20 protein-coding genes are annotated in these 20,229 nt (G+C 70.9%); 11 read left to right on the top strand and 9 right to left on the bottom strand.

All coding sequences use genetic code 11. The features are described 5' to 3' along the window. Positions 1-13 precede the first annotated feature (13 nt). Complete coding sequence (argS, locus tag ACZ7L5_RS38240) at positions 14-1,774, bottom strand: arginine--tRNA ligase (RefSeq protein WP_471522901.1); 1,761 nt, start codon at positions 1,772-1,774, stop codon at positions 14-16. Between the two features lie 221 nt (positions 1,775-1,995). Here argS and lysS point away from each other — a divergent pair, with 221 nt between their 5' ends. Continuing rightward, the gene (lysS, locus tag ACZ7L5_RS38235) at positions 1,996-3,738 is read left to right on the top strand and encodes a lysine--tRNA ligase (RefSeq protein ID WP_471522952.1); all 1,743 of its coding nucleotides are present in this window, start codon (positions 1,996-1,998) and stop codon (positions 3,736-3,738) included. 94 nt (positions 3,739-3,832) lie between these two features. Here the strand turns inward: lysS and ACZ7L5_RS38230 are convergent, their stop codons facing one another. The 3 genes from ACZ7L5_RS38230 to ACZ7L5_RS38220 form a co-directional block, all read right to left on the bottom strand. Continuing rightward, positions 3,833-5,173, bottom strand: coding sequence for a DUF2637 domain-containing protein (locus tag ACZ7L5_RS38230; protein WP_471522899.1), 1,341 nt, complete (start codon positions 5,171-5,173; stop codon positions 3,833-3,835). A 167-nt stretch (positions 5,174-5,340) separates the two neighbouring features. Next, positions 5,341-6,240, bottom strand: a complete 900-nt coding sequence (locus ACZ7L5_RS38225) for a DUF3558 family protein (RefSeq protein WP_471522897.1) — start codon at positions 6,238-6,240, stop codon at positions 5,341-5,343. Positions 6,241-6,377: 137 nt separating this feature from the next. Continuing rightward, positions 6,378-7,238, bottom strand: a complete 861-nt coding sequence (locus ACZ7L5_RS38220; protein WP_471522895.1) for a DUF3558 domain-containing protein — start codon at positions 7,236-7,238, stop codon at positions 6,378-6,380. A 215-nt stretch (positions 7,239-7,453) separates the two neighbouring features. Here ACZ7L5_RS38220 and ACZ7L5_RS38215 point away from each other — a divergent pair, with 215 nt between their 5' ends. Then, positions 7,454-8,647: an RtcB family protein gene (locus ACZ7L5_RS38215; RefSeq protein WP_471522893.1), complete on the top strand. Its 1,194-nt coding sequence runs from the start codon at positions 7,454-7,456 to the stop codon at positions 8,645-8,647. Between the two features lie 61 nt (positions 8,648-8,708). Here the strand turns inward: ACZ7L5_RS38215 and ACZ7L5_RS38210 are convergent, their stop codons facing one another. Further along, positions 8,709-9,455 carry a tyrosine-protein phosphatase gene (locus tag ACZ7L5_RS38210; protein WP_471522891.1) on the bottom strand — a complete coding sequence of 249 codons (747 nt, stop codon included), beginning with the start codon at positions 9,453-9,455 and terminating at the stop codon, positions 8,709-8,711. An 11-nt stretch (positions 9,456-9,466) separates the two neighbouring features. Then, positions 9,467-10,243 (bottom strand): SDR family NAD(P)-dependent oxidoreductase, encoded by a 777-nt coding sequence (locus tag ACZ7L5_RS38205; RefSeq protein ID WP_471522889.1) that lies wholly within the window; start codon positions 10,241-10,243, stop codon positions 9,467-9,469. Between the two features lie 103 nt (positions 10,244-10,346). Between ACZ7L5_RS38205 and ACZ7L5_RS38200 the strand changes: the two genes are divergently transcribed. Further along, the gene (locus tag ACZ7L5_RS38200) at positions 10,347-10,775 is read left to right on the top strand and encodes an ester cyclase (protein ID WP_328880069.1); all 429 of its coding nucleotides are present in this window, start codon (positions 10,347-10,349) and stop codon (positions 10,773-10,775) included. Positions 10,776-10,784: 9 nt separating this feature from the next. On the opposite strand, the gene ACZ7L5_RS38195 is transcribed toward ACZ7L5_RS38200, so the two are convergent. Beyond that, the gene (locus tag ACZ7L5_RS38195; protein WP_471522887.1) at positions 10,785-11,120 is read right to left on the bottom strand and encodes a YnfA family protein; all 336 of its coding nucleotides are present in this window, start codon (positions 11,118-11,120) and stop codon (positions 10,785-10,787) included. Between the two features lie 136 nt (positions 11,121-11,256). On the opposite strand from ACZ7L5_RS38195, the gene ACZ7L5_RS38190 reads away from it, so the two are divergent. After that, positions 11,257-11,742 (top strand): hypothetical protein, encoded by a 486-nt coding sequence (locus ACZ7L5_RS38190; protein ID WP_471522885.1) that lies wholly within the window; start codon positions 11,257-11,259, stop codon positions 11,740-11,742. Between the two features lie 15 nt (positions 11,743-11,757). On the opposite strand, the gene ACZ7L5_RS38185 is transcribed toward ACZ7L5_RS38190, so the two are convergent. Further along, on the bottom strand, positions 11,758-12,165 hold the full coding sequence (locus tag ACZ7L5_RS38185; protein ID WP_471522883.1) for a winged helix-turn-helix transcriptional regulator: 408 nt from the start codon (positions 12,163-12,165) through the stop codon (positions 11,758-11,760). A 151-nt stretch (positions 12,166-12,316) separates the two neighbouring features. Between ACZ7L5_RS38185 and ACZ7L5_RS38180 the strand changes: the two genes are divergently transcribed. Further along, the gene (locus ACZ7L5_RS38180) at positions 12,317-13,207 is read left to right on the top strand and encodes an NADP-dependent oxidoreductase (protein WP_471522881.1); all 891 of its coding nucleotides are present in this window, start codon (positions 12,317-12,319) and stop codon (positions 13,205-13,207) included. 12 nt (positions 13,208-13,219) lie between these two features. Here the strand turns inward: ACZ7L5_RS38180 and ACZ7L5_RS38175 are convergent, their stop codons facing one another. Further along, complete coding sequence (locus tag ACZ7L5_RS38175) at positions 13,220-14,053, bottom strand: DUF6597 domain-containing transcriptional factor (protein ID WP_471522879.1); 834 nt, start codon at positions 14,051-14,053, stop codon at positions 13,220-13,222. 62 nt (positions 14,054-14,115) lie between these two features. Between ACZ7L5_RS38175 and ACZ7L5_RS38170 the strand changes: the two genes are divergently transcribed. The 6 genes from ACZ7L5_RS38170 (at position 14,116) to ACZ7L5_RS38145 (ending at position 20,148) form a co-directional block, all read left to right on the top strand. After that, on the top strand, positions 14,116-14,706 hold the full coding sequence (locus tag ACZ7L5_RS38170) for a TIGR03086 family metal-binding protein (RefSeq protein WP_471522877.1): 591 nt from the start codon (positions 14,116-14,118) through the stop codon (positions 14,704-14,706). A 123-nt stretch (positions 14,707-14,829) separates the two neighbouring features. Further along, positions 14,830-15,924: an LLM class flavin-dependent oxidoreductase gene (locus tag ACZ7L5_RS38165; protein WP_471522875.1), complete on the top strand. Its 1,095-nt coding sequence runs from the start codon at positions 14,830-14,832 to the stop codon at positions 15,922-15,924. After that, complete coding sequence (locus ACZ7L5_RS38160; protein WP_328880061.1) at positions 15,921-16,517, top strand: FMN reductase; 597 nt, start codon at positions 15,921-15,923, stop codon at positions 16,515-16,517. Before ACZ7L5_RS38165 ends, ACZ7L5_RS38160 begins: the two co-directional genes overlap by 4 nt. A 142-nt stretch (positions 16,518-16,659) precedes the next feature. Continuing rightward, complete coding sequence (locus tag ACZ7L5_RS38155; RefSeq protein WP_471522873.1) at positions 16,660-17,391, top strand: response regulator transcription factor; 732 nt, start codon at positions 16,660-16,662, stop codon at positions 17,389-17,391. Further along, complete coding sequence (locus ACZ7L5_RS38150) at positions 17,392-18,813, top strand: HAMP domain-containing sensor histidine kinase (RefSeq protein WP_471522871.1); 1,422 nt, start codon at positions 17,392-17,394, stop codon at positions 18,811-18,813. 69 nt (positions 18,814-18,882) lie between these two features. Then, on the top strand, positions 18,883-20,148 hold the full coding sequence (locus tag ACZ7L5_RS38145) for an ArgE/DapE family deacylase (protein WP_471522869.1): 1,266 nt from the start codon (positions 18,883-18,885) through the stop codon (positions 20,146-20,148). Positions 20,149-20,229: the final 81 nt, after the last annotated feature.

The raw sequence follows: 20,229 nt of genomic DNA, 5'->3' as shown, positions 1-20,229 counted from the left end.
TGTCCTCGGACGCTCAGAGGCGCTCAGGCGTCCGGATGCCCAGCAGGGCCATGCCCTGGTGGAGGGTCCGGGCCGTCAGCTCGACCAGGAACAGCCGGTTCTCCGTCTGCTCCGGGGTCCCGGCCTTGAGGACCGGGCACTGGTCGTAGAAGGTCGTCAGGTGCGACGCCAGCTGGTACAGGTACGCGGCCAGCTTGTGCGGGGCGTACTCCGCGGCGGCGTCGAAGACTGTGTCGCCGAACGCGTCGAGGTGCAGGCCCAGCGTCCGCTCCGCCGGGGCGAGTTCGAGCTCCGGGTGCGCGACCGGGGCGGCTCCCTCGGCCTTGCGCAGGATCGACTTGATACGGGCGTACGCGTACTGGAGGTAGACCGACGTGTCGCCGTTCAGCGAGACCATCTGGTCCAGGTCGAACTTGTAGTCACGGTTCGGCGACGTCGACAGGTCCGCGTACTTCACGGCGCCGATCCCGACGTACCGACCGTTCTCGACGATCTCCTCCTCGGTCAGGCCCACCTTCTCGGCCTTCTCGCGGACGACCACCGTCGCCCGCTCGACCGCCTCGTCCAGCAGGTCCTCAAGCCGTACGGTCTCGCCCTCACGCGTCTTGAACGGCTTGCCGTCCGCGCCCAGCACCGTGCCGTAGCCCATGTTGTGCGCGGTGACGCCGTCGCTCAGCCAGCCGGCCCGCCGGGCCGTCTCGAAGACCATCTTGAAGTGCAGGGACTGGCGTACGTCCACGACGTAGAGCAGCGACGTCGCGTGCAGGTCCGTGACACGGTTGCGGATCGCGGTCAGGTCGGAGGCCGCGTAGCCGAAGCCGCCGTCGGCCTTCTGCACGATCAGCGGGACCGGCTGGTCGTCCTTGCCGCGGATCTCGTCGAAGAACACCACGAGCGCGCCCTCGGAGCGCACCGCGACACCCATCTCCTCCAGGAGGCGGGCGGTCTCGGGCATGCCCTCGTTGTACGCGGACTCGCCGACGATCTCCTCGTCGCGGATCTCCATGTCCAGCTTCTCGAAGACCGAGTAGAAGTAGACCTTCGACTCGTCCACGAACTGCTGCCACAGCTCCAGGGTTTCCTTGTCGCCGGACTGCAGGGCGACGACCCGCTTGCGGGCCCGCTCCTTGAACTCCTCGTCCGAGTCGAAGACCGCACGTGACGCCTTGTACACCCGGTTCAGGTTGCTCATCGCCTGCTCGCCGTCGACGTCGGCCGCGGGGGCCAGCTCGCCGGGGTTCTCGAACAGGTACTGGATGAGCATGCCGAACTGGGTGCCCCAGTCGCCGATGTGGTGCCGGCCGATCGTCTTCTCGCCGGTGAAGTCGAGCATGCCGCGCAGGGCGTCGCCGATCACGGCGGAGCGGAGGTGGCCGACGTGCATCTCCTTCGCCACGTTCGGCTGGGCGTAGTCGACGACGGTGATGCCGGGGGTGTCCTTGCGGGGGACGCCGAGGCGCTCGGTGTCCGCGTAGCGCGCCGCGAGGTTCTCCGTGATCGCCTTGTCGGAGACCGTGATGTTGAGGAAGCCGGGGCCGGAGACCTCGACGTCCTTGAACAGGTCGGGGGCGGTGATCTTCTCGACGACCTGAGTGGCCAGCTCCCGGGGGTTGGCCTTGGCCTTCTTGGCGAGGGCGAGGATGCCGTTCGCCTGGTAGTCGGCCCTGTCGCTACGTCGCAGCAGGGCGTCTCCGACGGTTCCCGGGAGGGTGGCCGTGAGGGCGGCGACGAGGTGCTGGTTGACGGAGTCGCTGAGGGGCGTGACCGGGGCCATAGGAGTGAGTGCCGTTCTCCTCGTGGGGATGGATAGACACGGTCAGTATCCCATGGGGGGTAAAGCGGTTATTGCGGCCGCGGGCCGGTGGGGGCTTGTCGCGCAGTTCCCCGCGCCCCTTCAGGGCGCTGCTCGCAAAGGCGTTTTCGTTGTTGCCGTCCTTGCTGGGACAATGAGGGCGCCAGCCGTTGACCGTACGGCTGCCCTGGAGAAAGAAGGACGTGCCGATCGTGGCTCAGAGCACCGAGACCACCGACTGGGTCTCCCGTTTCGCGGATGACGTCATCGAGGAGTCGGAGCGTCGGGCCCCGGGCAAACCGGTCGTCGTCGCGTCGGGACTCTCCCCCTCCGGACCCATCCACCTCGGCAACCTCCGCGAGGTCATGACCCCGCACCTCGTCGCCGACGAGGTCCGGCGGCGCGGGCACCAGGTCCGGCATCTGATCTCCTGGGACGACTACGACCGCTACCGCAAGGTGCCGGCCGGTGTCGCCGGGGTCGACGAGACCTGGGCCGCGCACATCGGCAAGCCGCTGACCTCCGTCCCGGCGCCGAAGGGCTCGGCGTACCCGAACTGGGCCGAGCACTTCAAGGCGGCGATGGTCGAGGCGCTCGCCGAGATGGGCGTGGAGTTCGACGGGATCAGCCAGACCGCGCAGTACACCTCCGGGGTGTACCGCGAGCAGATCCTGCACGCGATGAAGCACCGCGGTGACATCGACGCCGTCCTCGCGCAGTACCGCACCAAGCCCAAGGGCGGCGCCAAGAAGTCGCAGAAGCCGGTCGACGAGGCCGAGCTGGAGGCCGCCGAGGGCTCCGGCGCGGCCGGCGAGGACGACGGCAGCTCCGGCTCCGCCGGGTACTTCCCGTACAAGCCCTACTGCGGCAACTGCGAGAAGGACTTCACCACCGTCACCTCGTACGTCGACGACACCACCGAGCTGACGTACACCTGCAACGAGTGCGGGTTCTCCGAGACCGTCCGGCTCAACGAGTTCAACCGCGGCAAGCTGGTCTGGAAGGTCGACTGGCCCATGCGGTGGGCGTACGAGGGCGTCGTGTTCGAGCCGAGCGGTGTCGACCACTCGTCGCCGGGGTCGAGCTTCCAGGTGGGCGGCCAGATCGTCGGGATCTTCGGCGGCAAGCAGCCGATCGGCCCGATGTACGCCTTCGTCGGCATCAGCGGCATGGCGAAGATGTCCTCCTCGCGCGGTGGGGTGCCCACCCCGTCCGACGCGCTGAAGATCATGGAGCCGCAGCTGCTGCGCTGGCTGTACGCCCGCCGCAGGCCCAACCAGTCCTTCAAGATCGCCTTCGACCAGGAGATCCAGCGGCTCTACGACGAGTGGGACAAGCTCGACGGGAAGGTCGCGGACGGGTCCGCGCTGCCCGCCGACGTCGCCGCGCACTCGCGTGCCGTGCGCACGGCCGCCGGTGAGCTGCCGCGTACGCAGCGCCCGCTGCCGTACCGGACGCTCGCGTCCGTCGCCGACATCACCGCCGGGCACCAGGACCAGGCGCTGCGGATCCTCTCCGAGCTGGACCCGGAGAACCCGCTGGGCTCGCTCGACGAGGCGCGTCCCCGGTACGACAAGGCCGAGGCCTGGATCAACACCCAGGTGCCCGCCGACCAGCGGACCATCGTGCGCCACGAGCCCGACGTCGAGCTGCTGAAGTCCCTCGACGAGGCGTCCCAGCAGTCGCTGCGGCTGCTCCTCGACGGACTGGAGTCGCACTGGTCGCTGGACGGGCTGACCCACCTGGTCTACGGCGTGCCCAAGGTGCAGGCCGGGTTCTCCGCGGACGCGACGCCCAAGGAGCTGCCGGCCGAGATCAAGACCGCCCAGCGGTCGTTCTTCGCGCTGCTGTACCACCTGCTGGTCGGGCGGGACACCGGGCCGCGGCTGCCCACGCTGCTGCTTGCGGTGGGGCAGGAGCGGGTGCGGGCCCTGCTCGGGGAGTAGGCGGTACGGGAACAGGGGGCCCTCTGCGGAGGGCCCCCTTTTTTTGGCTCAGGTCTTGGGCTCAGGTCTTGGGCTCAGGATTCTGTGCTCAAGGTCAGGCGATGTGGTCCTCTTCCAGCTCCGCCGAATGACGCTTCTGGAAGCGTTCCGTGAGGGTCTTCAGGGCGCTGGGGCTCAGCGACGTGCCGTATGTCGCCTGGATGTTGTCGCCCAGGACACGGGGCGTGGGGTAACTGCCGTCGATCGACTGACGGAAGATCTGGTAGTAGTCGTCGTCGTTCGGCTCCGCGGGCTCCGGAGGACCGCCGCCCTCGCCGAGCTGGCGGGTGCGGTTGCCGGTCACCGGGATCGGGAAGGTGCCGGTGTCCTCGGGCGAGGGTTCCTGGACGGGCGGTTCCTGCTGGTACTGGTCCTGGTACTGCTCGGCCCGGAGCTGTTCCTCGTACCACTCCTCGTAGTGGCCCTGGGGGTCGTACTGGGCGTCGTAGCCGCCCTGGTACTCGACGTTCCGGGGGGTGTTGAACCAGTCCTGCACGTACTCCGGCTGCTCGACTCCGGGCGGGCCCACCGGCTCGGGGCCGGCCAGCTCGGGGCGCTGCTCGCCGGCGGGTGCCGCCTGCCGGGGGACCGGCGCCGCCGTGGCCGCGCGAGGGCCGACGGCGTTGCCCGGTGTCGTACCGGCCATGCCGGCGGGCGGCGCGGTGGCGTCCAGGGCCTGCTTCGGCGCCGGCGGCAGCAGGGCCGGCTCGATGCCCGCCGCCGCCAGCCCCGCCGGAGCCGTCTGCGCGAGCGGAACGCCGTACCGCGCCAGACGCAGCGGCATCAAGGACTCCACCGGCGCCTTGCGCCGCCATGCCCGGCCGAAGCGGGAGCGCAGACGGGCCTGGTACACCAGCCGCTCCTGCTCCAGCTTGATGACCTGCTCGTAGGAGCGCAGCTCCCACAGCTTCATGCGGCGCCACAGGAGGAACGTCGGCAGCGGGGAAAGGAGCCAGCGGGTGAGGCGGACGCCCTCCATGTGCTTGTCGGCCGTGATGTCCGCTATGCGCCCGATCGCGTGGCGGGCCGCCTCGACCGAGACCACGAACAGGATCGGGATCACGCCGTGCATGCCGACGCCCAGCGGGTCCGGCCAGGCCGCCGCGCCGTTGAAGGCGATCGTCGCCGCCGTCAGCAGCCACGCCGTCTGGCGCAGGAGCGGGAACGGGATGCGGATCCACGTCAGGAGCAGGTCGAGGGCGAGCAGGACGCAGATACCTGCGTCGATGCCTATCGGGAAGACATAACTGAAGTTCCCGAAGCCCTTCTGGATGGCCAGCTCGCGGACGGCCGCGTACGAACCGGCGAAGCCGATGCCGGCGATGATGACGGCGCCGAACACGACCACACCGATGAGAATGCGATGCGTCCGAGTCAGCTGCAGTGGCGCGGCCACTCGTACTCCCCTCCCAGTGCATGTTGTTGCGCGCAACAGGGTGGCACATCTGTGCGGCGTGCGGATTGCCGGTACGGCACGAGCCCGGTCCCTTCAGAGGGCCAGGCTCGTGCAACAGGCATGGCTGAGCTGCGTGTTGTGACTCAGCGGTGGGGCAGGTGTGACGGTCAGCTCTTCTTCGACGCTGACTTGGACGGGGAGCCGGCCGCCTTCGAGGAGCTCCCGGAAGGCGACTTCGAGGGAGACTTCGAAGCCGACTTCGACGGGGCGCTGCTCGGCGTGCCCGCGCTGCCGCTGCCGTTCGCGTCCTTCACCGCGGCGACCGCCTCCTTGGCGGCCTTGCGCGCGAGCTTGTCCATGGACTCCGCGCTCGGGGTCTTCTCACCGGCCAGGCCGGCGCCGTTGTAGTCGAGCGTCACGACGACGTTCTCGACCCGGGCCACGATCGTCTCCTGCCGGAAGGAGCCCTCCTTCTTCTTCAGGTCGTAGCGCACCGACGTCGCCTGCTCGCCCACCCCGGCGACCGGCTCCGACTTGGTGTTCTTCGCGCCCGACACCGACTTCGCGTCCTGAGCCTGCGTCTCGTAGTACTCCTGCGCCCGCTTGTCGCCCGAGCCGCGCGAGGCGTCCGACTCGAAGCGCAGCAGGGAGACGTTGAGCCAGCGGAACTGCGAGCCCTTCACGCCGTTGTTGTCGAGGCTGCTCCAGGAGCAGGAGCCACGCGTCGACGCGTCGTCCGACGAGCCCTCCTTGCCGGACTTGGCCTTGGGGGCGAGCTCCTCCAGCGTCTTCTTCGACAGCGCCTTGCACGCCTGCGGAAGCGCCTTGTACGCCGCCGCCTGCACCGTCGGCGACGGACTCGCGGACTCGGACGCCGACGCCGAGGCCTTCGTGTCCCCGGCGGCCTTGTCGTCCGAACCGGAGTCCGAGGAACAGCCCGCGGCGATCAGCACCGTGGGGACGACGGCCGCGCAGACAAGGGCACGCTGCAGGCCGTGAAGGCCCTTCCCCCGCTGCTCGCGCTGCTCGCGCCCGTCACGCTGTTCTCGCTCTGCTACTCGCTGCATGGTTCCTTCACTCATGACTGACACTCGTGGTCCCTGCGGTCGGATCGGGTCCGAGGGGCCACCGTACGCGGTGAAGAAGGTGTGTGGTCTCGTTTCGGTTACGTCGCACTAGGGCGCACGAGGGTGCGCGAGGGGCGCTACTCCGCCAGTTCGTCGGCCAGTTGTGCCGCCAGTTTCTGGGCCCTGTCCTGCATTTCCTCGCTGTCCGGGACCGTGCCGACGGTGGCCGGCTGCTCCTCGTACTCGATCGTCACGATCACGTTGGACGTGCGGAACGCCACAGTCACCTTGCGCTGCTGGGCCGTCGAACCGGAGCTGCTGAGCTTGTCGTCGAGGAAGGCCTCGTCGCCGAGGTCGTCGAGCACACGGGGCTGGAGCTCGGCCGAGGTCGAGGCCGAGGCGGACGGGGAGGTGGAGGCGGAGGCGGAGGGCGAGGAGGACGCGGACGCCGACGGTGAGGCCGGGGACGGGGGGGAGGACGAGCCGCTCGGGTCGGCGGAGGGGGTGCCCTCACCGGTCGCGGTACCGCCGGACTCGGTGCTCGTCGGCTCGGGGAGATCGGCCGCTTCCAGCAGGGCCGCGAAGAGCTGCTCCGCCTCGCTGTCGTCGCTGACCGACGTGTCGTACGACACCACACGCTCGAAGTCGACGAAGAGATGGTCCGTGGCGTCGCTCGACTCGACCTTCCAACGGCAGCCGACCTTGCGGTCGGTGTCGTAGGTGAGCGTCGGGGCGCCCTCGTACGCCTTCTCGCGCTGGTCCTCGTCCGTGATCTGCCGGATGCCCGGCAGGAGCGAGTCGAGCGTGTCCTCTTCGACCACGCCGCACGGTTCGGGGAGCGTGTCGTAGCGGCCGGGCTCGGCCGCCGCGGTCGCCGTGCCGGAATCGCCGGGGTTGGATCCGTCGGTCGTGCCGCCGTCGTCGGAGCTGCCGGTGCAGCCGGCCAGCAGCGCCGCGAGGAGGGCGGCGACGCCGGATACGTAGGCCTTCCGCTGCACGGTCAGGCTCCTCTCGACGGTGGCTTCGTGGTCGGTCCGTTGCCGGTCTTTCAGTGTCCCCGCTGGTTATTCGCTTGCCGCACGGGGGCGCCCACTGGAGACAATGTGTATCGCACGCACTGCCGTGGGCGCCGGTCCGCTGTCCCTTTCATCGACCTTGGTGCCGGTTTTGCGATTTCAGACTTGTATTTGTTTTCCGGGGGATTGGGGACGTTATGTCGTACGTGGAGATGCCGGGCGCGAAGGTTCCCATCCGTATGTGGACCGACCCGGCGACGGTCGAGGACGTGGCGCTGCAGCAGCTGCGCAACGTCGCGACCCTGCCGTGGATCAAGGGCCTCGCCGTGATGCCGGACGTGCACTTCGGCAAGGGGGCGACGGTCGGGTCCGTCATCGCGATGCGGGGCGCCGTGTGTCCGGCTGCGGTGGGCGTGGACATCGGGTGCGGGATGTCGGCGGTGAAGACGTCGCTGACGGCCAATGACCTGCCGGGGGACCTGTCGCGGCTGCGGTCGAAGGTCGAGCAGGCGATTCCGGTGGGGCGCGGGATGCACGACGATCTCGTCGACCCCGGGCGGCTGCACGGCTTCGGTACGGCCGGGTGGGACGACTTCTGGGGGCGGTTCGACGGGATCGCGGATGCGGTCAAGTTCCGTCAGGAGCGTGCCGGCAAGCAGATGGGGACGCTGGGCGGCGGCAACCACTTTGTCGAAGTCTGTACGGATACGGACGGTTCTGTCTGGCTGATGCTGCACTCCGGTTCCCGGAACATCGGCAAGGAACTGGCCGAGTTCCACATCGGCGTGGCCCAGAAGCTCCCGCACAACCAGGGCCTGGTCGACCGCGACCTCGCCGTCTTCGTGGCGGACACTCCGCAGATGGCGGCGTACCGGAACGACCTGTTCTGGGCGCAGGAGTACGCCAAGTACAACCGCACGATCATGATGGCGCTCCTGAAGGACGTGGTCCGCAAGGAGTTCAAGAAGGCGAAGCCGACCTTCGAGGCCGAGATCAGCGCGCACCACAACTACGTCGCCGAGGAGCGCTACGACGGCATGGACCTGCTCGTGACCCGCAAGGGCGCGATCCGGGCCGGCTCCGGCGAGTTCGGGATCATCCCGGGCTCGATGGGCACGGGTTCGTACATCGTCAAGGGCCTCGGGAACCCGATGTCCTTCAACTCCGCCTCACACGGCGCGGGCCGGCGCATGAGCCGTAATGCGGCGAAGCGGCGGTTCTCGACGAAGGACCTGGAGGAGCAGACGCGGGGTGTGGAGTGCCGTAAGGACTCCGGCGTCGTGGACGAGATCCCGGGTGCATACAAGCCGATCGAGCAGGTCATCGATCAGCAGCGGGACCTGGTGGAGGTCGTGGCGAAGCTGAAGCAGGTCGTCTGCGTGAAGGGCTGAACGAGGCAGGCCCCCGGTGTGCACCGGGGGCCCGCCTCATGCCGGGGGAGCCGGGGGAGCGTCACCGCTCCAGCAGTGCGTCCCGGAGCGTCTCGCTCAACGGCCGTGGGTCCAGGGAGAGCGCCTCGGAGACGTAGCCCTCGATGGAGCCGTAACGGCTCGCCAGTTCCGCCAGGAACAGGCGCATGACCGCTTCGGGGGCTCGGCCGAAGCCCGGCCAGGTCGGGGCGCGGCCTTCGTTGCGGGCCTTCCAGTCGGCCAGCAGGGCGGGGGCGGCCAGTTCCGTGAGGGTGAAGTCCTCGATGATCGTGCGCTCCGGCACTCCGAGCAGGCCCAGGATCAGCGCCGCCAGCAGGCCCGTGCGGTCCTTGCCCGAGGCGCAGTGGAAGGCCAGGGGCGTGTCCGACTCCGCTGCCTTCGCCACGAGTTCCAGCGCGCCGCGGATTTCCTTCGTGCCGTCCTGCGCCACCTCCCTGTAGCGCTCTGCCAGATACGCGCCGGGGTCCACGCCGGGCGTCAAGGCCGCCTGGTTGTACGGGCGGTGCTCGATGCTGAGGTTGTGGTACGTGAACGACGGGTGGTCCGGGATACGGCCGCTGTTCTCGATCTCCCACGGGTAGCGCAGGTCGATGACCGTGCCGATGCCCAGGGCGCGGAAGCGGGTCCAGTCCGCGGTGCCCTCGCTCAACTTGCCGAGGGAGTCCGCGCGGTAGAGACGGCCGGCGCGGACGCGGTGGCCGTCGGTCGTCGGGTAGCCGCCCAGGTCGCGGAAGTTGTGCAGCGCTTCGAAACGTATGTGTCTGTCCACGCTGCGTGACCCTACTTCTCCCTGTGGACCTTCGTGTTGGACGCCTGGGCGCGGGGCCGGACCACCAGGAGGTCGATGTTGACGTGGCTGGGGCGGGTGATGGCCCAGGTGATGGTGTCGGCGACGTCGTCGGCCGTCAGCGGGGCGGCCACGCCCTCGTAGACCTTCGACGCCTTGGCGGTGTCGCCGGAGAAGCGGGTCAGGGCGAACTCGTCCGTCTTGACCATGCCGGGCGCGACCTCGATGACGCGGACCGGGCGGCCGACGATCTCCAGACGCAGGGTCTCGGCGAGGACGTGGGCGCCGTGCTTGGCGGCGACGTAGCCCCCGCCGCCCTCGTAGGTGCCGTGGCCGGCGGTGGAGGAGACGACGACCACGGTGCCGTCGCCGCTCGCCTCCAGCTTCGGGAGCAGGGCCTGGGTGAGGTTCAGGGTGCCGAGGACGTTCGTCTCGTACATCGTGCGCCAGTCGGCCGGGTCGCCGGTGGCCACCGGGTCGGCGCCCAGTGCGCCGCCGGCATTGTTCACCAGGACGCCGATCGTCTTGAAGGCCAGGGCGAACTCGTCGACCGCCGCGCGGTCGGTCACGTCCAGCTGGTAGGCCGCGGCCGAGTGGTCGGCCGCGTTGATCTCCTCGGCCAGTGCCTCGATGCGGTCCTTGCGGCGGGCGGTGAGGACCACGCGGTAGCCGGCCTCGGCCAGCTGCCGTGCCGTGGCGGCGCCGATTCCGCTGCTCGCACCGGTGACGACGGCGATGCGGGAGGCGGTGGACGGGGCTGCGGCGGGCATGGCTGCTCCTCTTGCTCGGTCGAGTCCAGGGACTGTCCGGCCAGGATAGGCGCGCGGAGTGGTGGGACAATGAGACGGGTGATCCCCGAGCAGGAGGTGGATCATGGGACAGGCACGTGACGTCATGGACCGGCTCACCGCAGCGATCACCACGGCGGACCCGAAGGGCATAGCCGAGTTGTACGCACAGGACGCGGTCGCCGTCACCCCGGATGGCGGAGAACTGCACGGGCGTGACGACATCACGGCGTACTGGCGCCAGATGGCGGAGATGATTCCCGACGGCCGGTACGAGTCGGTGCACTCCTACGAGGTCGGCAACACGGCCATCGACGAGGGCGTCTTCACCGGCCGGAACACGGGACCGATCCAGCTGCCCACGGGAGAGACGCTGCCCGCGACGCAGAAGGAGATCAGGATCCGCGGGGTCGACTTCGCCACCGTCGACGACAGCGGACACATCGTCGACTACCGGCTCTACTTCGACGAGATGGAGTTCCTCGGGCAGTTGGGGCTGCTGCCGCCGGCCTGAGCGCGTCGGTCAGTCGCCTCGCGGCGCGTACATGATCACCGCCATGCCCGCGAGGCAGATCAGTGCGCCCGTGACGTCCCAGCGGTCCGGGCGGTAGCCGTCGGCGACCATGCCCCAGGCCAGTGAACCGGCGACGAAGACACCGCCGTACGCGGCGAGGATGCGGCCGAACTCGGCGTCGGGCTGGAGTGTGGCGATGAAGCCGTAGGCGCCGAGGGCCATCACGCCCGCGCCGATCCACAGCAGGCCGCGGTGTTCACGAACGCCCTGCCAGACCAGCCAGGCGCCGCCGATCTCGAAGAGGGCGGCGACGACGAACAGGGCCGCGGAACGCACGATGAGCATGCGGGCAGCATGCCATGGGGCCGCAGCGTGTCCGTTCCGCGGTGCCGGGCGGCGCACGTCACCTGTTGGACGGCGCCTGCGGCGCGCTCCGCGTGGGATACATCCGTACGACCACGCTGGAGTGAGGAGTGGGCGGATGCGGCGGATGAGGGTTGCTGCGGTGTGCGGTGCGGCCGTGATGGCGGCGGTCGGCGGGATGGCCGTGGCGCCGGCCGCCGGGGCGGTGAGCGCGCCGGATGCGGCTCTCGCCTTTCACGGCTCCGCCGCCATGTCGGGTGGCCGGGTGGCCGTACGGTTCACGCCGTACCGGCTCGGGACGGGCGTTGTGCCGGACTCGTTGGCGCTGGTGCGGCTGCGCTTGTCCGAGGCGCTGGCGGACCGGCAGGCGCTGCCCGAGAGGTGTGCGCGGGCGGGGGAGCGGATCGTGATGTGCCGGGTCGGGGCGCTGGACGCGGACGGGGTGGGGGAGCCGGTCGGTCTGCGGGTACGGCTGCGGGGCGCGCCGTCGGAGGTGCTGGTGGAGTTCGACACCGTGCGCACCGGTGGCGCTGCGGGCGCGGACCGCGGGAACGACCAGCAGCGGGTGCTGGTACTGGACACGGGGGACTCGTACCACTTCTGACGCTTCGGTCCCGTCCTACTCGTCCGGGGTGTCGCTGTCGTAGCGCTCGCGTGCCTGGCGGACCTCGTCGAAGTGGGTCTCCGCCCAGTCCTTCACCGCGGTCAGCAGCAGGGCCAGGCCGTGTCCGAGTGGCGTGAGCTCGTAGTCGACGCGGACGGGGACCGACGGGGTGACGGTGCGCGTGAGGAGGCCGTCCCGCTCCAGTGAGCGCAGGGTCTGGGTCAGCATCTTGGGGCTGACGCCGGCGATCTTGCGGCCGAGGTCGCTGTAGCGCATGGGGCCCGCGGAGAGGGCGGCGACGACGAGGCTGACCCACTTGTCGCTGAGGCGGTCCAGGAGCTGGTTGGTGGGGCAGCTCTTGAGGAACGCGTCGTAGGCGATCCGGGCCTCTTCGCGCCGCTGGGCCGCTGTCATGGTCGGCATGGCTCACCTCGCGGGTACGTACGCACTCCCAGGTAACTACTTACGAATAGATAGTAACTCTTCCTAGGGTTGTTGCAACAGCGGGGAAACCCTCCCCGACATGCATCGACATTCATGAGATGCACTGATTGCACATACCAGGAGAGTTGCCATGCGTGCTGCTGTGGTGAGGACGTTCGGCGGACCGGACGCCGTGGAGGTCTTGGAGCGGGAGGTGCCCGAGCCGGGTGCGGGGCAGGTGCGGATCAAGGTCGCGGCTGCCGCGCTGAACCCGGTCGACGCGGGGCTGGCGGCCGGTGTCTTCGGCGGTGCCGGCGCTGATGTCGGGCTCGGCTGGGACGTGGCCGGGACGGTGGACGCGGTGGGGCCGGCCGCTTCCTGGAGTGTCGGGGACGAGGTGGTGGCGCTGCACCACGGCATGCTCAGGCCGCTCGGTACGCATGCCGAGTACGTCGTCGTCCCCGCGGACGCCGTCGCCAAGGCCCCGGCGACGGCCGACGCCGTCCACGCGGCGACGCTGCCGCTGAACGCCCTGACCGCCGCGCAGGCCCTGGACCGGCTGGAGTTGGGGCCGGATCACTCGCTGCTGGTGACGGGCGCGGCGGGCGCGGTCGGCGGATACGCCGTCCAACTCGCCGCTCACCGGGGGATGTCCGTGACCGCACTGGCCCGCGAGGCCGACGAGGAGCTCGTACGGTCCTTCGGGGCCACCCGCTTCACGGCGGGTGCCGTCGAGGCGGGCGGCTTCGACGCCGTGCTGGACGCCGCGATCCTCGGCGAGGCGGCGCTTGCGTGGGTGCGGGACGGGGGCGCCTACATCGGCGTCATTCCGGGCACCCAGCCCGGGTCCGTGCGCGGAGTGCGGACCGGTGCGGTCGAGGTGAGCGCGGACGGGGCGCGGCTCGCCGAACTGGTCCGGCTGGTGGACGACGGGGTGCTGACCCTCCGGGTGGCCGAGACCTTCGCGCTGGACGACGCGGCCAAGGCGCACGCCCGGCTGGCGGAGGGCGGGGTGCGGGGCCGGTTGGTCCTGGTTCCCTGACCGTCGGTGTTTTCAACCGTCGGTGCCGCCGGACCGGGCGTCCGCCGCGTACGCCGTCGGCGGCACCCCCACCGTGGCCGTGAAGTCCCGGACGAGGTGGGCCTGGTCGGCGTAGCCGAGTTCGCCTGCCAGGGTGGCCCAGTCGACGTCGGTGCGGGTGCTGGCGAGGTCCAGGGCCTCGTGGATGCGGTAGCGCAGGACGCACCACTTGGGGCTGACGCCGACGTACGTCGAGAACAGGCGCTGCAGCGCCCGCACCGACAGGCCCTGTTCCTCGGCGAAGTCGCCGACGCGGCGCACCGTGCGGTCGGCGCGGATGTGCCGGACGAGGTCCATGGCGAGGTCGGCCTGCGGGTCCGGGGTGCAGGGCAGGGCGAGCAGGAAGGCGTCGAGGGCGGCCACGCGGGCGGCGTCGTCGGCAGGGGTGACGATCCCGTGGGCGGCGTCGCCCGTGGCCTGCGCGAACACCTCGTGGGCGGGCAGCGCGCGGCCCGTCCACCGCGACACCGGCGCCTCGGGGGCGTAGGGCCGGAAGCCGCCGGGCCGGAACTTCGCCCCGCAGACCCGGCCCCGGCCGGTCAGCTTCCGGGTGTACAGGCCGAGCGCGACGCCGGTGACCTCGGCATACGGCGGCCCCTCGTCCTCGTCCCACTGGAAGGTGAGGTTCACGGCCGGGTGCGGGACGATGTGGGAGGCGTAGGGCGCGGGCAGGTCCCAGTCGATGAGCCAGTACCACTCGACGTACCGGCGCAGCGGCTCGGCGGGCTCGTGGCGGCGGAACCGGACGCGGTTCAGCAGCGCGGCCGGGTCGACGATCCCGCGGGTGTCGTGGCGGGGTGCCTCCATGGCGGGATCGTACGTCGCGTTTCTTCAAGAAGGGCAGCCGCCGATGTCCCTACCGTCGAGGCATGGACACGAACAGTGTGAAGACGTACGGCATCGGCGAGCTGCTGGCGATGGCGCGCGAGCGGGCGGTCGTGGTGGTGCGGGGCATCTCCGACGAGGCGCTCGTCGCACCCACGCCCTGCGCGGAGTACGACGTGAAAGCCCTGGTCAATCACCTCTACCAGGTGATCGTGCAGTTCCAGCGGCTGGCCGCGAAGGAGGCGTCGGACTTCGGCGACACCCCGGACCGGGTCACCGGGAACGCCGAGTGGCGCGAGGGGCTCGCGCTGGAGGCGGACCGGCTGGTGGCGGCCTGGTCCGTCCCCGGCGCCGAGGAGGGGACGACCGGCGGAATGGACATGCCCGCGCGGCTGGTCGGCTCGATGGCGCTGCTCGATCTGACGGTGCATGTGTGGGACCTGGCCCGGGCGACCGGCCAGGAGTACCCGGGCGCCGACGAGGCGGTCGTGGCGGAGCTCGCCGGCGCGGTGGACACGCTGGCACCGACGGCCAGGAAGATGGGGGTGTTCGGGGAGCCGGCCGCGGAGCCGGAGGGCGCGTCGCGGTTCGAGCGCCTGCTCGCGCGAACCGGCAGGGATCCGCGCTGGCGGTGATCACGGCGGACCGGAGTCGTCCGGGCAGGTCGGCAGTGGTTTCGGCGGGGCGGGAATAGTCGCTGACGGGTCTCCGTTCTCCAGGTATAGTTGAACCGTCAACAACCTGGAGGGTGAGCGACCATGCAGTTCGGGATCTTCAGCGTCGGCGATGTCACGCCGGACCCCACCACGGGCCGTACGCCGACCGAGCGCGACCGCATCAAGGCCATGGTCGCCATCGCGCTGAAGGCCGAGGAGGTCGGGCTCGACGTCTTCGCGACCGGCGAGCACCACAACCCGCCGTTCGTGCCGTCGTCCCCGACGACGATGCTCGGCTACATCGCGGCGCGGACGGAGCGGCTGGTCCTCTCCACCTCCACCACCCTCATCACCACCAACGACCCGGTGAAGATCGCCGAGGACTTCGCGATGCTCCAGCACCTGGCCGACGGCCGGGTGGACCTGATGATGGGCCGGGGCAACACCGGCCCGGTCTATCCCTGGTTCGGCAAGGACATCCGGCAGGGCATCAACCTCGCCATCGAGAACTACGCCCTGCTGCACCGGCTGTGGCGCGAGGACGTCGTGAACTGGGAGGGCAAGTTCCGTACGCCCCTCCAGGGCTTCACGTCCACGCCCCGCCCGCTGGACGGTGTGGCGCCCTTCGTCTGGCACGGCTCGATCCGCTCGCCGGAGATCGCCGAGCAGGCCGCGTACTACGGCGACGGCTTCTTCCACAACAACATCTTCTGGCCGGCCGACCACACCAAGCAGATGGTCGAGCTGTACCGGAACAGGTACGCCCACTACGGGCACGGCACCCCCGAGCAGGCGATCGTCGGGCTCGGCGGTCAGGTCTTCATGCGGAAGAACTCGCAGGACGCGATCCGTGAGTTCCGGCCGTACTTCGATGTCGCGCCGGTGTACGGGCACGGCCCGTCGCTGGAGGACTTCACGGACCAGACGCCGCTGACGGTCGGCTCCCCGCAGCAGGTGATCGAGAAGACGCTCTCCTTCCGCGAGTACGCGGGCGACTACCAGCGCCAGCTGTTCCTGATGGACCACGCCGGGCTGCCGCTGAAGACGGTCCTGGAGCAGCTCGACATGCTCGGCGAAGAGGTCGTGCCGGTGCTGCGCAAGGAGTTCGCCGCCGGGCGGCCGGCCGAGGTGCCTCAGGCGCCCACGCACGCGTCCCTGCTGGCGAAGAAGGGTTCGGAAGAGGTGACCGTCGTATGAAGCTCGTCGTCGTGTCCGCGGGGCTGAGCGTCCCGTCCTCCACCCGGCTGCTCGGCGACCGGCTGGCGGCGGCGACGGTCCGACAGGCCGCCGACCCGGTGGACATCGAGGTGGTCGAGCTGCGCGACCTCGCCGTGGAGATCGCGCACAACTTCACCAGCGGCTTCCCCGGCCGGCAGCTCGCCGCCGCGATCGACGCGGTGACCTCGGCCGACGGCCTGATCGTCGTCACGCCGGTGTTCTCGGCCTCGTACAGCGGCCTGTTCAAGTCCTTCTTCGACGTGATCGAGAAGGACGCGCTGGCCGGCATCCCGGTGCTGATCGCCGCGACCGGCGGCACGGCCCGGCACTCCCTGGTCCTGGAGCACGCCCTGCGTCCGCTCTTCGCCCACCTGAGGGCCGTGGTCGTCCCGACCGGCGTGTACGCCGCCTCGGAGGACTGGGGCGCCGAAGGGCTGAACGGGCGCGTGGAGCGGGCGGCGGGGGAACTGGTCAGCCTGATGGCCGGACGGCCCGCTCAGAGAAGGGCCGAGCTCGAGGTGGTGCCCTTCGCCGAGCAGCTGGCGGCCATTTCCAGCCCGTCCGGCGCTTGAGGACGAGGCCGTTCAGGCCGAAACGGGGGTCCGGGGGCGGAGCCCCCGGAGACGGCCGTGTGACGGTGAGATCCCAGTAAGAAGGGCAACTGCAGCGCACCCGAAACGGCCGAACCGCCGGAGGCCTTGGCAGACTGAACCCGTGTCCCAGACTGTTCTCCTCGCCGAAGACGACCGCGCCATCCGCCACGCGCTGGAGCGCGCGCTGACCCTGGAGGGCTACCAGGTCACCGCGGTCGCCGACGGCGTCGAGGCGCTGGCGCAGGCCCATCGCACGCCGCCGGACGTGCTGGTGCTGGACGTGATGATGCCCGGCATCGACGGCCTCCAGGTCTGCCGGGTACTGCGCGCCGAGGGCGACCGCACCCCGATCCTGATGCTGACGGCGCTCGTGGAGACCCAGGACCGCATCGCCGGCCTGGACGCGGGCGCCGACGACTACGTGGTGAAGCCCTTCGACGTCGAGGAGGTGTTCGCCCGGCTGCGCGCCCTGCTGCGCCGCACCAGCGAGGCGAACGGCGCCCCCGTCGACGTACCGAGGCAGCCGCAGCCCCCCGCCCCCGAGCCGTCCGGCCGGCTGATCGAGGCGGCCGGGCTGCGGATGGACCCGCAGGCGCGGCGGGCGTGGCGGGGCGGGCGGGAGCTGGAGCTGACACGGACCGAGTTCGAGCTCCTTGAGCTGCTGGTCCGCAACGCCGGCATCGTCCTCGACCACTCCACCATCTACGACCGTATCTGGGGCTACGACTTCGGCCCCGGCTCCAAGAACCTCGCCGTCTACGTCGGCTACCTGCGCCGCAAGCTCGACGAGCCGGGCGCGCCGCAGCTGATCCACACGGTGCGCGGGGTGGGTTACGTGCTGCGGGAGGACTGAGTGGGCACGGCCCGCCGGCGGCTCGGGAAGCTGCTGACAGCGCGACGCAGCACAGGACTGGGCACCACCTTCGCCCTGTCCTTCGCCGCCGTGACCGCCGTGGTCACCGTTCTGGTCGGCCTGCTGTCGTACACCGCCGCCGCCCGGCTGGTGCGGGTCGACCAGGAGTCCGTGTTCGACGAGGTCGTACAGGACCTGCGGGGCGAGGTCCGGCAGCGGCCGATGACCCCGGACGACTTCTCCTCCTCCGCGCCGGGCCACGATCTCGTACGGCCCGCCCGTACCGATGTGCAGGTGCTGGGCCCGGACGGGGCCGTCGTCGACCCCGGGCGACCGGGACTGCCGGTCACGCCGGCCGACCGGCGGATCGCGGCCGACGGGACGGCCGGGCGGATGGTCCAGCACAAGGACGTCGACGTCGGCAGCGACGTCTACAGGGTCGCGACCGTCGCGCTCGGCGGCGGACGGGGCGCGGTGCAGATCGCCCAGGAGTTCAGCGACACCGAGGACCTGCTGCGGGCACTCCAGCAACGGACACTGCTGCTGATGGCGGCGGTGGTGACCCTTGCGGGGCTCTTCGGCTGGTGGCTGGCCCGGCGTATCACGCGCCGCCTGGTCGTCCTCACCTCCGCCGCCGAGGACGTCGCCCGCACCCGGCGGCTCGGCATCCAGGTGCCGGTCGCCGGCTACGACGAGGTCGGCCGGCTGGGCCGCGCCTTCGACCGCATGCTGGGGCGCCTCGCCCAGTCGGAGGAGGACCAGCGGCGGCTGGTGCAGGACGCGGGCCACGAGCTGCGCACCCCGCTCACCTCACTCCGTACGAACATCTCCCTGCTGCGCCGTATCGACGAACTGCCTCCCGACACCCGTGACGAACTGGTCGCGGACCTGGGCCAGGAGGCGCGTGAACTGACCGACCTCGTCAATGAGCTGGTCGACCTGGCGGCCGGGCAGTCCGACGCCGAGCCGGCCCAGCGGGTGGACCTCGCCGACATCGCCGAGGACGTCGCGGGGCTCGCCCGGCGGCGTACGGGACGGCGGATCGTGGTCCGCGCGTGCGGGGAGACGACGACACAGGGGCGGCCGGCGATGCTCCAGCGCGCGGTGACCAACCTCGTCGAGAACGCGGCGAAGTTCGACCGCGAGGGGACCGCGCCTATCGAGATCAACGTCGCCGGGCCCGCCCGGCCCGGGACGGTGCGCGTCGAGGTCCTCGACCGGGGGCCCGGTATCGCCGAGGACGACCTGATCCGGGTCTTCGACCGCTTCTACCGGGCCGCCGACGCACGGTCGCTGCCGGGATCCGGGCTGGGGCTGTCGATCGTGCGGGAGGTGGCGTCGTCGCACGGCGGAGCGCCGTTCGCGTTCCGGCGGGACGGGGGCGGGACGGCGATCGGGTTCACGGTGGGCGGCTCCGGCTGAGGGCGTGGGCCACTATCTGTTCGGGCGGGGCGTGCGTCGTGCCCGCCGGCCGAGGGGAGGAGCGTCATCGTGCTGAGCGACGTGGAGAGCGCTGTACTGGCGGTCATCGACGAGGCCGGGATCGGACGGACGCTGCTGGAGCTGATCTCCGTGCCCAGCGTGACCGGGAGCGCGGCCGAGTCGGAGCTTCAGCATCTGCTGGCGGGGCGGCTGGAGCGGCTCGGCCTCGATGTCGACCTGTGGTCCATGGACCTGGACGCGCTGCGCGCGGACCCCGGGTTCCCGGGGGCGGAGGCCGAACGCGAGGAGGCCTGGGGCCTGGTCGGGGTGACGGAGGACGGCGGCGACGGGCCCACCTTCGTCCTCCAGGGCCACGTGGACGTCGTACCGCCGGGGGACCCGGACGCCTGGGCCGGCGATCCGTTCGTGCCCAGGGTGGTCGGGGATGTCGTCCACGGCCGGGGCGCCTGCGACATGAAGGCCGGTTTGGTGGCCCACCTCGCCGCGCTCACGGCGATACGGGCCGCCGGGGCGCGGCTGCGCGGGCGGGTCGGCGTGCACTTCGTCGTGGGCGAGGAGGACGGCGGCCTCGGCGCGTTCGGCACGCTGCGGCGCGGGCACCGGGGTGACGTCTGCGTCATCGCCGAGCCGACGGGCGGCGCACTCGTGACCGCCAACGCCGGCGCGCTGACCTTCCGTATCGCGGTGCCCGGCAAGGCGGCCCACGGCAGTGCGCGGGACCAGGGCACGAGCGCGGTCGACGCGTATCTGCCGCTGCACCGGGCGCTCGCCCGGCTGGAGACCGAGCGCAACCGGGACGTGCATCCCCTGATGGCCGAGCATCCGATCCCCTACGCCCTGTCGGTGGGGACCCTGCGCGCCGGGGACTGGGCGAGCAGCGTGCCCGATCTGCTGGTCGCCCAGGGGCGGCTGGGGGTGCGGCTGGGGGAGGACCCGGCGCAGGCGCGGGCCGCGTTCGAGCAGTGCGTGGCGCGGGCGTGCGCCGCGGACCCCTGGCTGCGCGAGCATCCGGCGACCGTGACCTGGCCGGGCGGGCAGTTCGCCGGCGGGCGGCTGCCGGAGGGGCATCCCTTGCCGGAGGTGATCCGGGGCGCCCATGCCGACGCCGGGGGAGCCGCGGGGCTGCGGGAGTGCGGGGCGCCGTACGGGAGCGATCTGCGGCTGTACGCCGGGGCGGGGATCCCGACGTTGCAGTTCGGGCCGGGGGACATCCGGGTGGCGCACAGTGAGCGGGAGCGGGTGTCGCTCGCCGAAGTGGTGCAGGCGGCACGGACGTTGGCGGTGACGGTGCTGCGGACGGTCGGCACGAAGTAGGCCGAGCGGGCGGCCGACGCCCTGAGGCCGGGGCGGCAGGCCGACGCCTCGAGAGGGTCCTGTGCTCGTCCGCATGAAGTC

Source organism: Streptomyces sp. NPDC107528 (assembly GCF_055639295.1).
The sequence above is the reverse complement of the archived record's forward strand: the minus strand, read 5'-3'. Positions and strand labels throughout refer to the sequence as shown.

Excerpts from the sequence above, each read along its gene's own strand:
- ACZ7L5_RS38190 (WP_471522885.1), top strand. The coding sequence starts at position 11,257 with ATGCGGCGGATGAGGGTTGCTGCGGTGTGCGGTGCGGCCGTGATGGCG.
- ACZ7L5_RS38185 (WP_471522883.1), bottom strand. The coding sequence starts at position 12,165 with ATGCCGACCATGACAGCGGCCCAGCGGCGCGAAGAGGCCCGGATCGCC.
- ACZ7L5_RS38195 (WP_471522887.1), bottom strand. The coding sequence starts at position 11,120 with ATGCTCATCGTGCGTTCCGCGGCCCTGTTCGTCGTCGCCGCCCTCTTC.
- ACZ7L5_RS38170 (WP_471522877.1), top strand. The coding sequence starts at position 14,116 with ATGGACACGAACAGTGTGAAGACGTACGGCATCGGCGAGCTGCTGGCG.
- argS (WP_471522901.1), bottom strand. The coding sequence starts at position 1,774 with ATGGCCCCGGTCACGCCCCTCAGCGACTCCGTCAACCAGCACCTCGTC.
- ACZ7L5_RS38160 (WP_328880061.1), top strand. The coding sequence starts at position 15,921 with ATGAAGCTCGTCGTCGTGTCCGCGGGGCTGAGCGTCCCGTCCTCCACC.
- ACZ7L5_RS38200 (WP_328880069.1), top strand. The coding sequence starts at position 10,347 with ATGGGACAGGCACGTGACGTCATGGACCGGCTCACCGCAGCGATCACC.
- ACZ7L5_RS38175 (WP_471522879.1), bottom strand. The coding sequence starts at position 14,053 with ATGGAGGCACCCCGCCACGACACCCGCGGGATCGTCGACCCGGCCGCG.
- ACZ7L5_RS38225 (WP_471522897.1), bottom strand. The coding sequence starts at position 6,240 with ATGCAGCGAGTAGCAGAGCGAGAACAGCGTGACGGGCGCGAGCAGCGC.
- ACZ7L5_RS38180 (WP_471522881.1), top strand. The coding sequence starts at position 12,317 with ATGCGTGCTGCTGTGGTGAGGACGTTCGGCGGACCGGACGCCGTGGAG.
- ACZ7L5_RS38215 (WP_471522893.1), top strand. The coding sequence starts at position 7,454 with ATGTCGTACGTGGAGATGCCGGGCGCGAAGGTTCCCATCCGTATGTGG.
- ACZ7L5_RS38205 (WP_471522889.1), bottom strand. The coding sequence starts at position 10,243 with ATGCCCGCCGCAGCCCCGTCCACCGCCTCCCGCATCGCCGTCGTCACC.
- ACZ7L5_RS38165 (WP_471522875.1), top strand. The coding sequence starts at position 14,830 with ATGCAGTTCGGGATCTTCAGCGTCGGCGATGTCACGCCGGACCCCACC.